Origin of the sequence: Klebsiella sp. 7-CIP_Kleb. (assembly GCF_050378655.1) — a bacterium.
In the GTDB taxonomy this organism is placed as follows: Bacteria; Pseudomonadota; Gammaproteobacteria; order Enterobacterales; family Enterobacteriaceae; genus Klebsiella; species Klebsiella quasipneumoniae.
This window is the reverse complement of sequence record NZ_JBNRLJ010000008.1, coordinates 114,277-133,295: the sequence shown is the minus strand read 5'-3', so window position 1 is coordinate 133,295 and position 19,019 is coordinate 114,277. Positions and strand designations below refer to the sequence as shown.

Below are 19,019 nucleotides of genomic sequence, written 5' to 3'. Positions count from 1 at the left end.
CGGCTCCTATCTCCGTTAACTCTGCCAGGCAGATGTCTGATGGGGTCTTAAACTGTAATGAAAGGAAATGACATATAAAATCACGTGCAGCTGTTGCATCTGGACCTGGTAAGCCGCTTGAGATCGTTGAGATTGATGTGGAACCACCTCGTAAACGTGAAGTTCTGGTAAAAATAAACCACACCGGTGTCTGTCATACCGATGCATTTACCTTGTCTGGTGACGATCCGGAAGGTGTCTTCCCGGCGGTTCTGGGGCACGAAGGTGCCGGCGTTGTTGTGGAAGTGGGTGAAGGCGTCACTAGCGTTAAACCTGGCGACCATGTTATTCCGCTTTACACCGCAGAATGTGGCGAATGTCTGTTCTGTAAATCCGGCAAAACTAACCTGTGTATCTCTGTTCGTGCTACGCAGGGTAAAGGACTCATGTCTGATGGCACCACCCGTTTCTCTTACAAAGGTCAGCCGCTTTTCCACTATATGGGCTGCTCCACCTTCAGTGAATATACCGTTGTCGCTGAAGTGTCTTTAGCCAAAATCAATCCGCAGGCGAATCATGAGCATGTGTGTCTTCTGGGTTGCGGTGTTACGACAGGTATCGGCGCAGTACACAATACCGCCAAAGTACAGCCAGGTGACTCGGTCGCTATTTTTGGCTTGGGCGGCATTGGCCTTGCAGCGGTGCAGGGTGCACGTCAGGCAAAAGCGGGGCGTATCTTTGCCATCGCTACCAACCCTGAGAAATTTGAACTGGCCCGCTCATTCGGGGCAACAGACTGCATTAACCCGAAAGACTATGACAAACCTATCCAGGACGTTCTCATTGAGCTGACTGGCTGGGGTGTTGACCACACGTTTGAGTGTATCGGCAATGTAAACGTCATGCGTTCTGCGCTTGAATCCGCGCACCGCGGCTGGGGTCAGTCAGTTATCATTGGTGTCGCAGGCGCCGGTAAAGAGATCTCCACGCGCCCGTTCCAGCTGGTCACCTGTCGTGTATGGAAGGGCTCTGCTTTTGGTGGTGTTAAAGGCCGACCCAGCTTCCTGGCATGGTAGAAGACGCCATGAAAGGTGAGATCGATCTGGCGCCTTTCGTGACCCATACCATGGGTCTGGATGACATCAATGAAGCCTTCAACCTGATGCACGAAGGTAGATCTATTCGTACGGTGATCCACTACTGATCACCGGATCCCTGACGTACTTCCGGGGAGCACTGGCGTGGTGGTTCTGGAAGATTATTCATCTGTATTTTTAATTGGTACCCGGTAATGACTCCAACTTACTGATAGTGTTTTATGTTCAGATAATGCCCGATGACCTTGTCATGCAGCTCCACCGATTTTGAGAACGACAGTGACTTCCGTCCCAGCCTTGCCAGATGTTGTCTCAGATTCAGGTTATGTCGCTCAATGCGCTGAGTGTAACGCTTGCTGATAACGTGCAGCTTTCCCTTCAGGCGTGATTCATACAGCGGCCAGCCATCCGTCATCCATACCACGACCTCAAAGGCCGACAGCACTCCAGTGTGGCCAGAGTGCGTTCACCGAAGACGTGCGCCACAGCCGTCCTCCGTATCCTGTCATACGCGTAAAACAGCCAGCGCTGACGTGATTTAGCACCGACGTAGCCCCACTGTTCGTCCATTTCAGCGCAGACAATCACATCACTGCCCGGTTGTATGCGCGAGGTTACCGACTGCGGCCTGAGTTTTTTAAGTGACGTAAAACCGTGTTGAGGCCAACGCCCATAATGCGTGCACTGGCGCGACATCCGACGCCATTCATGGCCATATCAATAATTTTCTGGTGCGTACCGGGCTGAGAGGCGGTGTAAGTGAACTGTAGTTGCCATGTTTTACGGCAATGAGAGCAGAGATAGCGCTGATGTCCGGCAGTACTTTTGCCGTTACGCACCACGCCTTCAGTAGCGGAGCAGGAAGGACAGCTGATGGAAATGGAAGCCACGCAAGCACCTTAAAATCACCATCATACACTAAATCAGTAAGTTGGCAGCATTACCGTTTTAACGGACGCTTTCGTGATGAATGCCTGAATGAGCACTGGTTCAGCGATATTGTTCACGCCAGGAAGATCAATAATGACTGGCGACTGGATTATAACGAGTGTCGACCACATTCATCACTGAATTACCTGACGCCGGCTGAGTTTGCAGCGGGCTGGCGAAACGGGAAATATGAAGAAAAACCAACCGACATTACTAACTGAAGGTTGTATCTAACTCTGGGGGCAGGTCACCCCTTGATTAAGGATAGCGTTGCATCGACCCGTTGAACTCACAGCACAAAGCAGACGCCCATTCTCACTCGAATGCTTTGCCCTTTACTTGCCAACAACCGAATCGCTTGCTCCGCAACTATGGTTTTTATTAGAATCTTCGCCACTAAATAAATTATAATAAATTGATTTTATTAGATATCTGTCAGAGTCTGTATGGTCAGCACGTGTTGCATGCTCTAATGTTTCAAATGCTAAATTATGCGCGGCCTCAGAAAATATCCCAGGCCAACCCTTACTCAGCATAGACAGTCCTTTAAGGACTCTTATCTGAATCTCCCTCATACTGGCACCATCGCGCGCGACAGGTGAGAAAAAGTCTTCCAGTAGATCGTTATTCTGAAGTGGTGCAACATGAACTGAAGGATATTTCACTTCTACTTCATCAGATTTATTCTGCGCGTAAGTGGAAAGTATACGAACACCTCTGCCAATGACATCAATGGCGGTCCCAGGATCGTTCACTGCGGGGGAAAGGGCCCGGCAGGCTATTTCTGCCATGACGCTAAGACAAAATCGGGGATCCTGAGCAAATGAACGTACATCCGAGACAATAATCGTCTCAAGTAAATCGGCGCTGATTGATGACTCCTGGCCTTGACTCAGGTACAAAACTGGCATGGATGGATGTATGAAACTGCCTGGCTGCGCCACAAGGTATACATGACGGGGATCATTGGTCAGTAGCTTGCTAAGTTTCACCATATCAATATATTCAACATAGCCAATCTTCTTCGGATAAACTGCAACCGTTCCTTTCGGCTGTTCATTGTTCTCAAGCCATGGATATCCGCCGAGACAGGGATTTCTTGCTCTCGCAATAAATGTTTCGATGGCCGCCTGTTCTACTTTTGCCGTTGTCTCACCTACCCTCCCCAGAGAGGTCAAATGCTGTATCCAGCGAAGCAATGTGATGAGGATTAAGGCAACGACAACCAGTGTGACAATGAATAAAATGACTCTCCCCCTTTCTCCATAAGCTCCCATACTGAGGGCTATAATCCCTACCAGACTGAAGAGAAAAGAACCGATGAAGGTGGCCAGTACATTTTGTGTGGTTACGTCTTCAACAACTAAACGCGTAGCTCTGGGAGTCACATTAGTAGTGGCTGAACCGTAGGCTGTGACCATGATACTCAGCGAAAAAGTGGTCACTGCCAGCATACTCGATGCCAGTATGTTCAGAATGTTATCGACTGCTTCCGCACCAACCTTCACGGAAACCGACTCAGGTATCATTGATTTAAAAAGAATTGATAAAAGGGCCGTTATTATCGCGACAATGGCGAATAACGTTGCCCTGAACCATAGCTTTTTAAATGTCTGCTTCAGAATCCATTTCCAGCGTGAAATCATTCTGCATTCCTCATATTGCGGCCGGGATAAATAATTGCCGCCCCCAGGACGGCATGTTGCTATTAACGAACCAGGTGCAGGAAGTGCAGATGTTTTTCGTACTGGTCCAGTATGTCATTAATCAGCTGTTCCTGGTTCCAGCCCATCACATCATAATTTTGACCGCCTTCTTTGAGATAAACCTCAGCGCGATAATATCTATGTTGTTCAGTCAGCTGCTCATTATTATCCATCGCGGCGAGCGCGAAGGTCGGTGAGCTATACCCGCGAAGCCTCACTTCATATATAAAATTCAGCTCGTTACCCAAATCGACTTCAAGACGAATACGATCGTCGACTGCATCACTGATGTGGCTTATCGTCCCCTGCTTGTTCAGCTCTTCCTGAACCAGCGTCATGGCGGGCTGGATGACGTCGTCCATAAAACGTTTCACAAGAGATCGCTTCGGCAGATAGGCGATATTGCGTAACCTTCTCTGCCAGGGAATTGGGTTACGTGCAGCCGTAGGAGCAATTGTCGCCATGCTCAGGCTTTCACGCTTGGTCAAATCCCGGCGCAAAGCTTTTAAAAGTCCGTATATGGATATCAGTAAGATCACTGAGAAGGGCAATGCACTCGCTATTGTCACTGTTTGCAGCGCACTTAGCCCTCCGGCAAGGAGAAGCGCAATTGCGACAATGCCCATGAGCGAGGCCCAAAATATTCGCTGCCAGACGGGTGTGTTTGCCACTCCACCTGATGCCAGAGTATCAACAACCATTGCCCCCGAATCAGCAGACGTGACAAAGAAGACGATGACCATCGCCATTGCGATGAATGACAGCACGGAAGAGAACGGGAAATGTTCCAGGAAATTAAACAGGGCCAGCGCCACATCCTGCTGAACAGTATTGGCGAGGTCTGTGGCCCCCTGGTTCATAATGAGATAGATCGCGCTGTTACCAAACACCGTCATCCACATGAGCGTAAAACCCGCGGGAACAAACAGCACGCCGGTGACAAACTCGCGAATGGTTCGCCCGCGGGAGACCCGGGCGATGAACATCCCCACAAACGGCGACCATGAAAGCCACCATCCCCAGTACAGTAATGTCCAGCCCCCCAGCCAGTTGCTCGACTTAGGCTCATACGCGTAAAGGTTGAACGTTTTACTCACCAGTTCCGAAAGATAACCGCCCGTATTTTCCACAAATGACTTCAGCAGAAGCACGGTTGGTCCCAGGCACAGGACCAGCGCCAGGAGCAACAACGCCAGACCCAGATTGAGCTCAGACAGGATACGTATTCCCTTATCCAGGCCGGACACCACTGAAATCGTCGCTAACCCCGTGATGACCACGATCAGAATAACCTGCACCGTTTCATTGATGGGCACCCCGAAAAGATGGTTCAAACCGGCATTCACCTGCAAAACACCGTAACCCAACGATGTCGCGACGCCAAAGACCGTGCCGATAACAGCGAAAATATCAACCGCATGGCCTACAGGCCCGTATATGCGATCGCCAATAATGGGATAGAGTGCGGAGCGCAGAGTTAAAGGCAGACCGTGACGGTAACTGAAGAACGCCAGGATCAGCGCCACAATGGCATAAATTGCCCATGCGTGCAGTCCCCAGTGGAAGAAGGTCAGACGCATTGCTTCCTTGGCTGCCACAACGGTTTCTGGCGTGCCAACGGGTGGCGAAAGATAATGCATTACAGGTTCGGCAACGCCAAAGAACATCAGGCCGATCCCCATCCCTGCCGAAAAAAGCATCGCAAACCAGGAGTGGTAGCTGAAATCAGGCTGCGCATGGTCCGGTCCCAGCTTGATATCACCGTAGCGTGAGAGTCCAAGGAACGTGACACTTAGTAAAATCAGGGCCACAGCAAGGATGTAGAACCAGCTGGCATTCGTGAAGATTTGTTGCTGTAGTAGTTTAAAATTTTTGTCGGCGACATCCGGGAATACCGCGGCAAAGGCGACAAGAAGGAAAATCAGCAAAGCAGATGTAAAGAATACCGCTTTGTTAATCTGGCTTGTAGACTTCTTCGGGATTGTATCATTATCACTCATAATCATTTATTCCATTAATTAAAGCCGCACTGGATAGAAGGCACTACCTCTAACAGAGTAGCAAAGTTCAACTGGCTATGAGGCGTTAATGGGGTCAGTTTGGATATCGAAAATTATTGTACGTTGGGCTCATTTTTTGACCATCAATGATGAGCCAATATCTGCCGAAATTTAACAGAACCGCCGGTAATGACTCCAACTTACTGATAGTGTTTTATGTTCAGATAATGCCCGATGACCTTGTCATACAGCTCCACCGATTTTGAGAACGACAGTGACTTCCGTCCCAGCCTTGCCAGATGTTGTCTCAGATTCAGGTTATGTCGCTCAATGCGCTGGGTGTAACGCTTGCTGATAACGTGCAGCTTTCCCTTCAGGCGTGATTCATACAGCGGCCAGCCATCCGTCATCCATACCACGACCTCAAAGGCCGACAGCACTCCAGTGTGGCCAGAGTGCGTTCACCGAAGACGTGCGCCACAGCCGTCCTCCGTATCCTGTCATACGCGTAAAACAGCCAGCGCTGACGTGATTTAGCACCGACGTAGCCCCACTGTTCGTCCATTTCAGCGCAGACAATCACATCACTGCCCGGTTGTATGCGCGAGGTTACCGACTGCGGCCTGAGTTTTTTAAGTGACGTAAAACCGTGTTGAGGCCAACGCCCATAATGCGTGCACTGGCGCGACGTCCGACGCCATTCATGGCCATATCAGTAATTTTCTGGTGCGTACCGGGCTGAGAGGCGGTGTAAGTGAACTGTAGTTGCCATGTTTTACGGCAAGCCGCTGGGACAACTATGAGACCGCTCGTCAGTTGCGACAGGAAGCAGAACAGTAATCCGTCGGTATTGTGGATGAATGCTGGCGCAACAACCCGGACGTTATTAAAGCAGTGGAGGAGTTTAATTATCCGGCGTTCATGGATGAAGAGGCGATTGCCTTTAACGCGGACGAGGAGATGGGGATAGCATGACGGTCAGCTGGTGGCGGGTGGGGCAGGCATGTACCAGTCTAACCAGCTAAGGTGGCTGGCGGGCCAGCTGGTGCCCGTTGTTCACCTCAGAAACCCGGAGCCTTTCTTCTGATTGCGATTTTTCGACGAGACTGAATGTGCTCGCAGGCACAAAGGAGGCCGGGTATCCCAGCTTTAGATGAATGTTCCGTTGCGCTGCCCGGATTACACCAGTGTCAGCAAGCGCGCAAAGTCGGTTAATGTCAGTTTCAAAACGTTCACCCGGGGTGAAATCGCGCATCTGGTGATTGATTCCACCGGGCTGAAGGTCTTTGGTGAAGGCGAATGGAAAGTCAAAAAACACGGCAAAGAACGCCGTCGTATATGGCGAAAGTTGCATCTGGCAGTTGACAGCAAAACAAATGAAATCATCTGTGCAGACCTGTCGCTGAACAATGTGACGGACTCAGAAGCCTTCCCGGGTCTTATCCGGCAGACTCACAGAAAAATCAGGGCAGCATCGGCAGACGGCGCTTACGACACCCGGCTCTGTCACGATGAACTGCGGCGTAAGAAAATCAGCGCGCTTATCCCTCCCCGAAAAGGTGTGGGTTACTGGCCCGGTGAATATGCAGACCGTAACCGTGCAGTGGCTAATCAGCGAAGGACCGGGAGTAATGCGCGGTGGAAATGGACAACAGATTACAACCGTCGCTCGATAGCGGAAACGGCGATGTACCGGGTAAAACAGCTGTTCGGGGGTTCACTGACGCTGCGTGACTACGATGGTCAGGTTGCGGAGGCTATGGCCCTGGTACGAGCGCTGAACAAAATGACGAAAGCAGGTATGCCTGAAAGCGTGCGTATTGCCTGAAAACACAACCCGCTACGGGGGAGACTTACCCGAAATCTGATTTATTCAACAAAGCCACTTGCCAGCATGCCACCGATTAAACCCGGCGCGAGACCGGGACGATCAGCAACAGAAAAGGCGATGTATCCTGCCAGTACCGGAACCATCAGGGCAAAAGCCGCCTTACCTCCTATGATCATTAATGCGGCGGCAAGCGTACCAGGTTCTTTAAATGCCTGTATACCAAAAACAAAGGAAAGGGCAATACACAACCCTCCGGCGACAACAAGGGGAAGCATATGTGACACACCGGTCATTAGATGTTTATAAATGCTGTTATTCATAGGGTACACCTTCTATTTTTTGTTATCGGATAACGAGTATCGATATGCTTTTATATTAAAAACTGAGGTGAGATTTGGTGCTTTAGGCTCCGGCACGAGCGTGACGGGCCGCCTGCAGAAACAGTTCCTTATCAGGCCTGACACCGGTATAGAGAACAAACTGCTCTACGGCCTGAATCGCAAACACTTCAGCGCCAGTAATGACGACCTTGTTCTTACTTTTGGCACAGGAGACCAACGGAGTTTCTACCGGGAGAGCAACGACCTCGAAGATTATCTGTGCCTGTTCAATCTGCTGCTGCGTAAAGGAAAGTTTGTCGGCGTCCTCGCCATTTGCCATACCGACAGGCGTTGCGTTAATGAGAAGGTCAGCGTTCAGATCCCCCATCTCTTTGCGCCAGTCAAAGCCATACAGTCCGGCTAATTCAGGGCCCGTTTTTTCATTTTTAGCAACTATAACCCCTTTACTGAAACCAGCATCTTTGAGTGCACAGGCCACCGCTTTCGCCATGCCGCCGCTGCCGCGCAGGGCAAAGGTAAAGTCGGTGGGAACCTTATACTGCTTCAGCAGAGTGGCTATGGCGATGTAGTCGGTGTTATAGGCCTTGAGATAGCCGTCGTTATTCACAATGGTATTTACCGAGTTGATGGCCTTTGCAGAGGCATCGAGTTCATCCAGCATCGGAATACACTCCTCTTTGAACGGCATTGAGATTGCACAGCCACGAATACCTAATGCGCGAACGCCGCCGATAGCGGCTTTCAAATCCCGGGTAGTAAAGGCCTTATACAGGTAATCGAGATCCATCGCGTCGTAGAGATAATTATGAAAACGCGTACCAAAATTACTTGGTCTTGCGGCCAGTGACATGCAGATAGTGGTATCTTTGTTCAAATGTTTAGTCATAACGAATGCCTTCAGATAAATACGTCTGTTATCAAACGGGATGGCCCCCCTGGGTTAACCATCCTCGTTGCGGTTTGGGAAATAATGGCTTAAAAAGATGAGATTAAAAACGGCTGAAGTTTATGCATCGGAGCTCCTCTTTTATGACCAGTCGACGGCTTGAACAACAATATCTGCGCCTGTTAGATATTTTCCCGGCACAGACCGGCAGTACGACCCTGCAGGAACTGGCGGATAAGCTTCACTACAGTAAAAGGCATATGCGCAGCCTGTTGGTACAGATGCAGACATTGGGCTGGGTTGACTGGTTATCGGTTGCAGGACGAGGGCATAGGTCACAGTTGAATCTGCTGAGAAATTCCCATCAGATGCTGGTTGAAAAGGCCGACAAGCTTATCGATGAAGGCAGTTTTGACGAAGCACTCAGTCTGCTTGGCGAAGAAAAACAACTGGTGACTTCACTGCTTCGGAGCAAGCTGGGTTATAGCATCCGCAATGACTACCAGTCGCTTAGCGTGCCGTATTACCGCACCATGCCTAATCTTTACCCCGGCACTCCGCTGCGTCGTTCGGAGCTGCATCTTGTCAGACAAATTTTTAACGGGCTTACCCGTATCAATGAGAATACTGGCACACCAGAGCCTGATCTCGCACATCAATGGCGTCAGGTTGACGAACTGCACTGGCGATTCTATTTGCGCCCAGGTGTGTTGTTTCACGACGGACGGGAGCTGACCAGCGAAGATGTGGTTGAATCGTTGACCCGCTGCGCGAGCAATCCGCTTTTCTCTCATATTCAGCGTATCTGTCAGGGCGGTGCACTGAGTGTAGTGGTTGAGCTCAGCCAGGCAGACCCACAACTTCCGCTTTTATTGTCTCACCCGACAGCGCTGATTTTGCCTGCCGACCACGCCTTGCGTGCGGATTTTGCCGCACATCCCGTTGGCACCGGACCATATCAGGTGAGTGAAAATAACGACTGGCGTCTGCTTCTAAAAGCCTATGACCGCTATTTCGGCTTTCGGGCCTTGCTTGATGAGGTGGAAGTATTGATGTGGGCTGATCTTGCCACGCTGTCATTAAGTGATAAACCGGCCAAATCGCCAGCAGTTAATGCCGTGCCCGGGCAGTCTGCCGCTTGGCTGAGTTCAAGCATTAGTGACGTGGATTATGCTGCCGGTCGTGCGGTTAATTTCACAGGTAAACCGTCTGACCTTTCAAACGAGATGTTTCTTGAGCGCGGCGGGTACTTTTTGCTTTGTGACAGCCGCTCCAGCCAGTGGCAGAGCATTGAAAACCGACGCTGGCTGCGCGAAAAGCTCAATCCGAACCTGTTAATACAGAAACTGATCGAGCCGATCCGACAATTTTGGGTGCCGACAGGGAGCCTGTTACCTGCATGGTTTCACTGTATGGATGCCGGTCAATCGCAGCCGCCAAAAATACCTTGCCGGTTAAAGTTAGCTTATCACGCACAGCACCCTGAATACCGGATGTTGGCTGGTGATATGAGAGATGTTCTTGCCGATTCTGGCGTCGACCTCGAACTCATCGAATTAGAGTACGAACGCTGGGCTACAGGAGAGGTAAAAGTGGACCTCTGGCTGGGAACAGTCAACTTTCCTGTTCCCGAAGCATGGAATGTAGGGGCATGGTTGTTGGGTATGCCCTTGTTAAAAAACCACATTTCCGGGGGCAATACCGTCATTTTCAACCAGTGGTTGCGACAGTGGCGAGAAGAAACGTTGACCTCTCAGCAACTGGTGCAAAATGTGGTGGGGGAGGGGTGGTTGCAGCCACTGTTCCATCACTGGATGCGCCTGAAAGGGCCTGAGCAGGCTCAGGGGATCCACCTGAACAATCTCGGCTGGTTCGATTTTAAATCAACATGGATGGAGCCTGAGTAACCTGCAGTTCGGTTGTGCTTTGCATGATGTCAGGAAGATAACCTTCTGAGACGACACATTATTTGATTCAGGGTACGGGATGACGATAACAGTGTTCACATGACAAAATAAGTTTTCACTCTACCTGATACAGGCTTCACTATGTTCCGAATACTTGCACTCTTTCTTGGTGATGCTGCCAACTTACTGATTTAGTGTATGATGGTTTTTTTGAGGTGCTCCAGTGGCTTCTGTTTCTATCAGCTGTCCCTCCTGTTCAGCTACTGACGGGGTGGTGCGTAACGGCAAAAGCACTGCCGGACATCAGCGCTATCTCTGCGCTCACTGCCGTAAAACATGGCAACTACAGTTCACTTACACCGCCTCTCAGCCCGGTACGCACCAGAAAATTACTGATATGGCCATGAATGGCGTCGGATGTCGCGCCAGTGCACGCATTATGGGCGTTGGCCTCAACACGGTTTTACGTCACTTAAAAGTAAGCGTCCAGCGAGAACCGTATTGACGGGGATGGGTTATTCAGTTGGCAGTGTGATGCGCCAGGGGAGTAGTTCGCTGACCCGGTTTATCGGCCAGTCGGCTATGACGTCAAGGACATAGCGGAGGTAGCTTTCTGGCTCCACTCCGTTCAGTTTGCACGTCCCGATCCCGATCAGGCTGTACAGCAGCGCTCCCCGCTCTCCTCCATGATCCGAACCGAAGAACAGGTAGTTTTTGCGGCCCAGACTGACCATCCGCAGCGCATTTTCAGCGATGTTATTGTCCGCCTCAGCCCAGCCATCATCTGCATAGTACGTCAGCGCCGGCCACTGGTTCAGGGCGTATGCGAACGCTTTCGCCAGTTCTGAGTGTCGCGACAGGGTTTTCATCTTTTCACGCAGCCTGCTTTCCAGGGATTTCAGCAGCGGTTTCGTTTTCAACTGACGTTCGGCAAGGCGCTGCTCCGCCGTCATTCCCCTTATCTCTGCCTCGATGGCGTACAGTTCGCCGATCCGTTTCAGCGCTTCCTCCGTCAGAGCTGACGGGGTGCGAACGTGCACATCGTGGATTTTACGGCGGGCGTGAGCCCAACAGGCGGCTTCCGTTATCCGGCCATCCCGGTACAGCTCGTTGAACCCGGCGTATGCATCCGCCTGCAGTACACCACTGAACCCCGCAAGATGGGTCTGCGGATGGATGCCTTTTCTGTCCGGGCTGTAAGCGAGCCACACCGTCGGCGCCAGCGTTGACCCGGCGTTACGGTCGTCACGAGCGTAGGTCCATAACCGCCCGGTCTTCGTTTTCTTATTGCCTGGCAACAGCACCGGGACAAGCGTGTCATCAGCATGGAGCTTACCGTCAGTCAGCACATAGTCCTGAAGCGCTTCTTCCAGCGGTGACAGTAGCCGGCAGCATGCATCCACCCAGCCCGACAGCAGTGAACGACTCAGCTCCACGCCCTGGCGGCCGTATATTTCAGACTGGCGGTACAGCGGGGTGTGCTCTGCATACTTTGAACTCAGCACGCGGGCCAGCAGCCCCGGTCCTGCGATACCCCGCTCGATGGGCCGCGAAGGCGCGGGGGCCTGCACGATGGCATCGCACTGAGTACAGGCATGCTTTTCACGTACTGTCCGGATAACCCGGAAGGCGCTGCGCATCAGCTCCAGCTGTTCGGCGGCATCCTCACTCAGGTAGCTCATCACACCACCACATTCCGGGCAGCATGACGCTGCCGGCAGCAGCCGTTTTTCGTCACGGGGAAGTGATTCAGGGAATGGTTTGCGGGTACGGGTCTGCCGCAGAGGGCGCTGCACGGCCGGGTCATCCACCCGGCCGGTAAGGGTATCGCTTTCTTTCTGCAACTGGTTAAGGTCGGCTTCCATCTGAGCGATACGGCGGGAGACTTTTTCGGAGCGGCTGCCGAAGTTCATTCGGCGCAGCTTATCCAGTTGCGCCTGCAGGTGATCTATTTCGCGTTCACGCTCGTTCAGTTTTTCCTGCAGGGCACGATTCAGCGCCTCCTGTTCGGCAAGGAGACGTTTCAGTTCATCGATATCGTCAGGACGTGAGCTGTTCATACCGGATATATTACCAGGCTCATTCAGCGTCGACCAGGATAAAGAGGCCTACAACATAGTCAGTGACGTAAGCAGTCTTTTAGGCTGCCGCCAGTCGATACCTTCAAGGAGCATCGCCAGCTGTGCCGGTGTGAGGAACACTTTGCCATCCCGGGCTGACGGCCAGGCGAAGCGGCCGCGCTCCAGCCGTTTGGTCAGCAGACACAGTCCATCGCCGGTAGACCAGAGAAGCTTTACCTGACTGCCATTACGCCCACGGAAGATAAAAACGTGGCCGGACATCGGATCGTCTTTCAGCGTCGTCTGCACCTTTGCCGCCAGGCCGTTGAAGCCGTTTCTCATATCGGTGATGCCAGCGACCAGCCAGATCTTTGTCCCTGATGGTAATGGGATCAACGTTTGAGCTCCCGTATCAGCAGGTTCAGGATATTTTCTCTGATGGCACCATTCAGACGGAGTGATCCGTGCCGGAACGTCACTTCACAGCTGATATTGAGTGATTCAGGTGCCGCAGCAGCTACAGGTTGTGACCGGGGGGAGGTTGCAGGGACAACATCTTCGGCATCAAGTGTTATCGGGAGCAGCTCAGGCACGCTGTTTTCTGTTGTTGAAGGAGGACGTAGTTTTCCTTCGCGCCAGTACTGGCGCCACTTGAACAGCAAATTATCGTTGATCCCATGCTCACGAGCGAGTTGCGCTACGGAGATCTCTGGTCGATGCGAGAGTTCAACCATTTTGATTTTGAACTCAACGGGATAATTAGGGCTTTTTTTACGCACTGCGGTTAATGATTTCATGAATAGCGTCCACCATATTTGGTGTCCACTATCCTCTCAGGAATTTCAGGATCTGCCAGACGGTGCTGAGACGACGCTTACACTTAAAAAACTCAGGCCGCAGTCGGTAACCTCGCGCATACAACCGGGCAGTGATGTGATTGTCTGCGCTGAAATGGACGAACAGTGGGGCTACGTCGGTGCTAAATCACGTCAGCGCTGGCTGTTTTACGCGTATGACAGGATACGGAGGACGGCTGTGGCGCACGTCTTCGGTGAACGCACTCTGGCCACACTGGAGTGCTGTCGGCCTTTGAGGTCGTGGTATGGATGACGGATGGCTGGCCGCTGTATGAATCACGCCTGAAGGGAAAGCTGCACGTTATCAGCAAGCGTTACACTCAGCGCATTGAGCGACATAACCTGAATCTGAGACAACATCTGGCAAGGCTGGGACGGAAGTCGCTGTCGTTCTCAAAATCGGTGGAGCTGCATGACAAAGTCATCGGGCATTATCTGAACATAAAACACTATCAGTAAGTTGGAGTCACTACCTCAACAGCACGCCGTGGACTCCGAGTCGCACCAGAAACGTCCGATCGTAAGAGACTGTTGGCCGTTCACGTACATACTCACCACAGAAAACCAGTCAGACTTTTATCGGGAATAACAATGTCAGCGTGTTGACTATGGAAGGTTCAAAGCCAAAACGGGTGTAAAAACATTTAACTTCTTCATTCAGCGCATGCACGGCCAGTGCTCTCACCCCGACCTGAAAGGCAATGTTTTGCGTACGGTAGATAGCATCCTTAAGAATTGCGGCACCAAGCCCATTCCCGGACCAGGCCTGGTCGATGGCAAGCCGTCCCAAAACAATGACTGGAATAACATCAGGCGCGTTGCGTCTATAGGCCCCAGGCACTGTGTTACGGTGGACGCTACCCGAAGATAAACAATAATAACCGATGACCCGGTTAGTGTTTTCTGCGCAGACGACATAGACACGGGAAATGCCAGTACTGTTGTTTCTGAGAGCCTTCTTCTTTAACCACTCATTAAGGGCAGGCTCCTGGCAGCAGAACTCAGCGATGTTATGTTCAGACGTCAGGGACTCAGGCGCTCTCATTCCCATGGTGATTTGCGGTTCATGAGGTTATCGATTCGCGCCTGGCGCTCCGGCGTTATTGGGGCGTCAAGCTCTTCAATAAACGCCTCAAACTGATTGTCATTGAGGAGGAACAGGCGTTGATCAAGCAGAATGTCCTGTGCCTCCCTGCAGGCAACCTCAAGCATAAAATCAGTCCGTGATTTTGAGACCAGGCTTGCGGCCATGTCGATCAGGTCACGCTGTGATGTTTTGGCCCGGATATTAATCGGAGCTTCACGAACGTCTGGTTTCATAGATACCTCATGTGTAGCAGATTTATACACGATTATAGCCTTTGTATATAGAAACGCTATACAAATCTGGCACACTTTCGTCGATCAGAAACACGAGCCGCGTTGTATCATCATGCATCTTTCAGGACTTATAAAGTTGTATCCAGCTGATAATTTCATCAAGCTGCTGGTTGTCCAGTTGGCCGCAGTTTTCAAACACCGCTGCAGCTACGATACCCTGCATTCTCTCAGTTGACGAACCTACACCAGCAACCGCTCCCATTCCCTGTCTTCCATCATCTGTCAGCACTCCTCTGCCGCTGCCGGTAAGAAACTGCTTCGCTTCGATGCTCATTTATTTTCTCCATAACATAGTAGGTGTTAATTCTGTTAAAGCGCTCGCCCCTCAGGCCAGTTCGCCACTTTCGGTGATAAGCGTGAGAACAAGCCGGGTATTCACACTCAGAGAGATGGGATCTCAAAAAATTTATGGATGGTTCGTTTTTTATCGATACGTGCCTGTCGCCACGTCTGTAAGTCCGGGCCTGTGTCCGCCATCCTGACGGCTTCAACATTTGCCCTGCTGCAGTGGCACGCCAGGCCAGCGGCGTATGGGGGCGTCTGTCCACAGACGGGAGTTCTTAAGTTGGTCGACGGTGATCCATTTTTCTGACCATGCATAAAATTTCTGGCATCGCAGCTGATAGCATCGCTCTTCCTCCCGTCTTTTCCAGTCGCTGTCTACAGCAAACGTTCAGAGTTCAATAAGGGGGTCTACGCCGGAACCGCCGAAATTTCCGGCATGAGCCGGGAGGTAATGCCCCGGCTCATACTCAACAATGAGGAACAAAGTTATTCTTTATAACAGTGTTCACTGGCTGGAAATGAACCGTTTTTTACTGCGGAGACATAGGATCTGATTGCTGCGCCAATACTCTCCTGCCCGGACATAAAGTTGCGCACAAATTTAGGTGTATGACCGGATAAACTGAGGCCCAGCATATCGTGCAGAACCAGGACCTGCCCATCGGTATCAACCCCGGCACCAATACCAATAATGGGCACCGATACGGTTTTACTCAACATTCTGCGAACAGAGGCTGGAACTGCTTCAACCAGGATCATGGCCGCTCCTGCGTCTTCCAGTTTTTTGGCTGTAGCGAGCAAATCATCAGCCTGCTCCTGGCCTCGCCCCTGAACCTTAAACCCACCGAAAACGTTAACGGATTGTGGCGTGAGCCCAATATGAGCACAGACGGGTACTCCCTGTCGGGTCAACTGGCGGATTACGTCAGCCAGCCATTCGCCCCCTTCCAGTTTGACCATCTGTGCTCCGGCCCGCATTAACTTTCCTGCGTTACACAATGTTTGTTCGGGGGATATACTGGACATGAATGGCATGTCAGCGATGATAAAACTCCCGGTATTACCTTTCCTCACACAATCTGTGTGATAAACCATGTCATCCACAGTGACAGGCAATGTGCTGTCATGTCCCTGTAAAATCATACCTAATGTATCGCCGATGAGCAGCATATCCACACCCGCAGTACTGGCTACGTGTGCAAATGTCGCATCATAGCAGGTCAGCATGGCAATCTTTTCGTAAGCGTCATCTCAGTACCGTCTGTTGAAATTTCCGGTGATTGACGATGATAGAGTCCTCTTATAAACGTTAATGGACTCTATCAATGTCAGATTCTCTTCGTCCCCGCAGGGTTCGTGCGTCTTACTCCATGGACTTTAAACTGGAACTTGTCGAAAAATCTTATCAGCCTGGAGCCTGCGTGGCCCAACTGGCCAGAGAACACGGGATTAATGACAATCTGTTGTTTACATGGCGCCAGCGCTACAGCCACCTTTTGCCCGATGAAATACAACGTTCAGTCAGTAAACCTGATGCTGTCATCCCTGTTGTGGTATCTGACATGTCCCTGTCACATCATGCAGAACCACACTATGAACCATCCGGTTCCGCTTACGGTGAGGTGATGACCTGCGAAGTGGCTGTCGGGAGCGCCAGTCTGCGCCTGACAGGGAACTTATCTCCCGCTATCCTGAAAACACTGCTTCGCGAACTGACCGGGAGGGGACGATGATCTCCCTCCCGTCTGGCACCCGTATCTGGCTGGTCGCCGGCGCCACCGACATGCGTAAATCCTTCAACGGTCTGGGCGAGCAGATACAGCACGTACTGGATGAGAACCCCTTCTCCGGCCACCTGTTCATCTTCCGTGGCCGCCGGGGTGATACCGTCAAAATTCTCTGGGCAGATGCGGATGGACTGTGCCTCTTCACCAAACGCCTTGAGGAAGGGCAGTTCGTCTGGCCCGCCGTGCGCGACGGCAAGGTGGCCATTAGTCGCTCGCAACTGGCCATGCTCCTCGATAAGCTGGACTGGCGTCAGCCCAAAACACCCCGTCTTAACTCACTGACAATGTTGTAAAAAAGCATGGCCGCATTATAAATGGGTCATGAGTTAGGACTATCTCGCCCGTATCGCCGCGCTGGAAGAAGAACTTCGCCGGAAAGACAGCCAGCTCAGTCTCGTTGCCGAGACTGAGGCCTTCCTGCGCTCTGCGCTGACCCGCGCTGAAAAAAGATCGAGGAAGACGAACGGGAGATAGAACACCTGAGGGCTCAGATAGAAAAACTGCGCCGTATGATGTTCGGCACCCATTCTGAAAAACTGCGCCGCGAGTTGGCACAGGCCGAAGCGCTGCTGAAACAGCGCGAACAGGCGAGCGATCGTTACAGTGGGCGGGAAGACGACCCGCAGGTTCCCCGCCAGCTCCGTCAGTCCCGGCACCGTCGTCCGCTTCCGGAACATCTTCCCCGTGAGATACTCCGGCTGGAGCCGGAAGAAACCTGCTGCCCGGCATGTGGCGGTGAAATGGCGTACCTCAGCGAAGTCAGCGCGGAGCAGCTGGAGCTGGTTGCCAGCGCCCTGAAAGTGATCCGCACAGTGCGGGTAAAAAAAGCCTGCACAAAATGTGACGGTATCGTGGAAGCTCCCGCGCCGTCACGTCCTGTCGAGCGGGGTATCGCCGGACCGGGTCTGCTGGCCCGTGTGTTAACAGCCAAATACTGTGAACATCTGCCGCTGTACCGCCAGACGGAAATCCTTGCCCGTCAGGGGGTGGAGCTGAGCCGCGCACTGCTCTCCAACTGGGTGGATGCGTGCTGCCGTTTAATGGCGCCGCTGGACGAAGCCCTTTACCACTACGTGATGAACTGCCGCAAACTGCATACAGATGATACTCCAGTGCCGGTGCTGGCGCCGGGCAGGAAAAAGACGAAAACCGGGCGTATCTGGACGTATGTCCGGGATGACCGGAATGCCGGTTCGTCAGATCCTCCGGCAGCGTGGTTCGCGTACTCACCGGACCGGCAGGGAAAACACCCGGAGCTGCACCTTCGCTCCTTCCGTGGCGTCCTGCAGGCAGATGCCTTCGCGGGGTATGACCGGCTGTTCAGTACATCGCGAGAAGGCGGCGTGCTGACAGAGGCGGCTGCTGGGCGCATGCCCGCCGAAAAATCCACGACGTGTACATCAGCAGCCAGAGCGCCACGGCGGAGGAAGCGCTGAAACGCATCGGCGAACTGTACGCCATCGAAGCGGAAATACGCGGCATGCCGGAGACAGAGCGTCTGGCGGCCAGACAGTCGCGGAGTGCGCCGCTGCTGGCGTCACTGCATGAGTGGATGGTGGAGAAAAGTGCGACACTGTCGAAAAAATCCCGGCAGGGAGAGGCGTTCACGTATGCCCTGAACCAGTGGGATGCCCTGTGTTACTACTGCCGTGACGGTCTGGCGGAACCCGACAATAACGCCGCGGAGCGGGCGCTTCGCGCCGTCTGCCTGGGAAAGAAAAACTACATCTTCTTCGGGAGCGATCATGGTGGCGAACGTGGTGCACTGCTGTACGGACTGATCGGAACGTGCCGTCTGAACGGTATCGATCCGGAAGCGTATCTGCGCCACATCCTGAGCGTTCTGCCTGAGTGGCCTTCCAACAGGGTTGGTGAACTTCTGCCGTGGAACGTGGCTATACCTGCCTGACCAGTGTCAATACGGCGTCCGGTTAACGCTTACCTGTCCGGAGATGGCGGGTCAAGATCACTTT

Annotated in this window: 13 protein-coding genes and 9 pseudogenes; 9 read left to right on the top strand and 13 right to left on the bottom strand. The window is 52.2% G+C overall.

Annotated elements, in window-relative coordinates:
* The first annotated feature begins 74 nt into the window (after window positions 1–74).
* Window positions 75–1,183: pseudogene (locus tag ACQUTI_RS22680) on the top strand (S-(hydroxymethyl)glutathione dehydrogenase/class III alcohol dehydrogenase).
* A 98-nt stretch (window positions 1,184–1,281) separates the two neighbouring features.
* On the opposite strand, the pseudogene ACQUTI_RS22675 reads toward ACQUTI_RS22680, so the two are convergent.
* Window positions 1,282–1,966, bottom strand: a pseudogene (locus ACQUTI_RS22675) (IS1 family transposase).
* A 57-nt stretch (window positions 1,967–2,023) separates the two neighbouring features.
* Between ACQUTI_RS22675 and ACQUTI_RS22670 the strand changes: the two are divergent.
* Window positions 2,024–2,227, top strand: a pseudogene (locus ACQUTI_RS22670) (integrase core domain-containing protein); the annotation flags it as partial.
* A 114-nt stretch (window positions 2,228–2,341) separates the two neighbouring features.
* On the opposite strand, the gene ACQUTI_RS22665 reads toward ACQUTI_RS22670, so the two are convergent.
* From ACQUTI_RS22665 to ACQUTI_RS22655, 3 genes and pseudogenes are all read right to left on the bottom strand, one after another.
* Window positions 2,342–3,652: a DUF2254 domain-containing protein gene (locus tag ACQUTI_RS22665; RefSeq protein ID WP_049014621.1), complete on the bottom strand. Its 1,311-nt coding sequence runs from the start codon at window positions 3,650–3,652 to the stop codon at window positions 2,342–2,344.
* A gap of 62 nt (window positions 3,653–3,714) precedes the next feature.
* The gene (locus tag ACQUTI_RS22660) at window positions 3,715–5,712 is read right to left on the bottom strand and encodes a BCCT family transporter (RefSeq protein WP_049014622.1); all 1,998 of its coding nucleotides are present in this window, start codon (window positions 5,710–5,712) and stop codon (window positions 3,715–3,717) included.
* A gap of 200 nt (window positions 5,713–5,912) precedes the next feature.
* Window positions 5,913–6,495: pseudogene (locus ACQUTI_RS22655) on the bottom strand (IS1 family transposase); the annotation flags it as partial.
* A gap of 370 nt (window positions 6,496–6,865) precedes the next feature.
* Here ACQUTI_RS22655 and ACQUTI_RS22650 point away from each other — a divergent pair.
* A pseudogene (locus ACQUTI_RS22650) lies at window positions 6,866–7,540 on the top strand (IS5 family transposase); the annotation flags it as partial.
* Between the two features lie 56 nt (window positions 7,541–7,596).
* On the opposite strand, the pseudogene ACQUTI_RS22645 reads toward ACQUTI_RS22650, so the two are convergent.
* Window positions 7,597–7,851, bottom strand: a pseudogene (locus ACQUTI_RS22645) (fructose-specific PTS transporter subunit EIIC); the annotation flags it as partial.
* Between the two features lie 94 nt (window positions 7,852–7,945).
* The gene (locus tag ACQUTI_RS22640; protein ID WP_049013487.1) at window positions 7,946–8,770 is read right to left on the bottom strand and encodes a shikimate 5-dehydrogenase; all 825 of its coding nucleotides are present in this window, start codon (window positions 8,768–8,770) and stop codon (window positions 7,946–7,948) included.
* 143 nt (window positions 8,771–8,913) lie between these two features.
* Between ACQUTI_RS22640 and ACQUTI_RS22635 the strand changes: the two genes are divergently transcribed.
* Both ACQUTI_RS22635 and ACQUTI_RS22630 read left to right on the top strand, forming a co-directional pair.
* Window positions 8,914–10,677 (top strand): SgrR family transcriptional regulator, encoded by a 1,764-nt coding sequence (locus ACQUTI_RS22635; protein WP_049013486.1) that lies wholly within the window; start codon window positions 8,914–8,916, stop codon window positions 10,675–10,677.
* A 223-nt stretch (window positions 10,678–10,900) separates the two neighbouring features.
* Window positions 10,901–11,155, top strand: a pseudogene (locus ACQUTI_RS22630) (IS1-like element transposase); the annotation flags it as partial.
* 37 nt (window positions 11,156–11,192) lie between these two features.
* Here the strand turns inward: ACQUTI_RS22630 and tnpC (ACQUTI_RS22625) are convergent.
* The 3 genes from tnpC (ACQUTI_RS22625) to tnpA (ACQUTI_RS22615) are packed head-to-tail and all read right to left on the bottom strand — an operon-like array spanning window position 11,193 to window position 13,534.
* Window positions 11,193–12,737 carry an IS66 family transposase gene (gene tnpC, locus ACQUTI_RS22625; RefSeq protein WP_058837173.1) on the bottom strand — a complete coding sequence of 515 codons (1,545 nt, stop codon included), beginning with the start codon at window positions 12,735–12,737 and terminating at the stop codon, window positions 11,193–11,195.
* 48 nt (window positions 12,738–12,785) lie between these two features.
* Window positions 12,786–13,133: an IS66 family insertion sequence element accessory protein TnpB gene (gene tnpB, locus ACQUTI_RS22620; RefSeq protein ID WP_000612626.1), complete on the bottom strand. Its 348-nt coding sequence runs from the start codon at window positions 13,131–13,133 to the stop codon at window positions 12,786–12,788.
* A complete protein-coding gene (gene tnpA, locus ACQUTI_RS22615) occupies window positions 13,130–13,534 on the bottom strand; it encodes an IS66-like element accessory protein TnpA (protein ID WP_225545490.1) in 405 nt (134 codons plus the stop codon). The genes tnpB (ACQUTI_RS22620) and tnpA (ACQUTI_RS22615) overlap by 4 nt, the downstream gene beginning before the upstream one ends.
* Window positions 13,535–13,616: 82 nt before the next feature.
* On the opposite strand from tnpA (ACQUTI_RS22615), the pseudogene ACQUTI_RS22610 reads away from it, so the two are divergent.
* Window positions 13,617–14,053, top strand: a pseudogene (locus ACQUTI_RS22610) (IS1 family transposase); the annotation flags it as partial.
* 109 nt (window positions 14,054–14,162) lie between these two features.
* Here the strand turns inward: ACQUTI_RS22610 and ACQUTI_RS22605 are convergent.
* The 4 genes from ACQUTI_RS22605 to panB form a co-directional block, all read right to left on the bottom strand.
* Window positions 14,163–14,645, bottom strand: coding sequence for a GNAT family N-acetyltransferase (locus ACQUTI_RS22605; protein ID WP_087779121.1), 483 nt, complete (start codon window positions 14,643–14,645; stop codon window positions 14,163–14,165).
* Window positions 14,636–14,914, bottom strand: a complete 279-nt coding sequence (locus ACQUTI_RS22600) for a DUF1778 domain-containing protein (RefSeq protein WP_004902250.1) — start codon at window positions 14,912–14,914, stop codon at window positions 14,636–14,638. The genes ACQUTI_RS22605 and ACQUTI_RS22600 overlap by 10 nt, the downstream gene beginning before the upstream one ends.
* Before the next feature lie 121 nt (window positions 14,915–15,035).
* A complete protein-coding gene (locus ACQUTI_RS22595; protein WP_016946198.1) occupies window positions 15,036–15,248 on the bottom strand; it encodes a hypothetical protein in 213 nt (70 codons plus the stop codon).
* Window positions 15,249–15,745: 497 nt separating this feature from the next.
* On the bottom strand, window positions 15,746–16,492 hold the full coding sequence (panB, locus tag ACQUTI_RS22590) for a 3-methyl-2-oxobutanoate hydroxymethyltransferase (RefSeq protein ID WP_275368929.1): 747 nt from the start codon (window positions 16,490–16,492) through the stop codon (window positions 15,746–15,748).
* Window positions 16,493–16,584: 92 nt separating this feature from the next.
* On the opposite strand from panB, the gene tnpA (ACQUTI_RS22585) reads away from it, so the two are divergent.
* The 3 genes and pseudogenes from tnpA (ACQUTI_RS22585) to tnpC (ACQUTI_RS22575) all read left to right on the top strand — a co-directional run bounded on the left by tnpA (ACQUTI_RS22585) (window position 16,585) and on the right by tnpC (ACQUTI_RS22575) (window position 18,955).
* Window positions 16,585–16,992 carry an IS66-like element accessory protein TnpA gene (gene tnpA, locus ACQUTI_RS22585; protein WP_015632445.1) on the top strand — a complete coding sequence of 136 codons (408 nt, stop codon included), beginning with the start codon at window positions 16,585–16,587 and terminating at the stop codon, window positions 16,990–16,992.
* The gene (tnpB, locus tag ACQUTI_RS22580; RefSeq protein WP_004200420.1) at window positions 16,989–17,339 is read left to right on the top strand and encodes an IS66 family insertion sequence element accessory protein TnpB; all 351 of its coding nucleotides are present in this window, start codon (window positions 16,989–16,991) and stop codon (window positions 17,337–17,339) included. Before tnpA (ACQUTI_RS22585) ends, tnpB (ACQUTI_RS22580) begins: the two co-directional genes overlap by 4 nt.
* Window positions 17,340–17,391: 52 nt before the next feature.
* Window positions 17,392–18,955 (top strand): annotated as a pseudogene (gene tnpC / locus ACQUTI_RS22575) (IS66 family transposase).
* The last annotated feature ends 64 nt before the right edge of the window (window positions 18,956–19,019 follow it).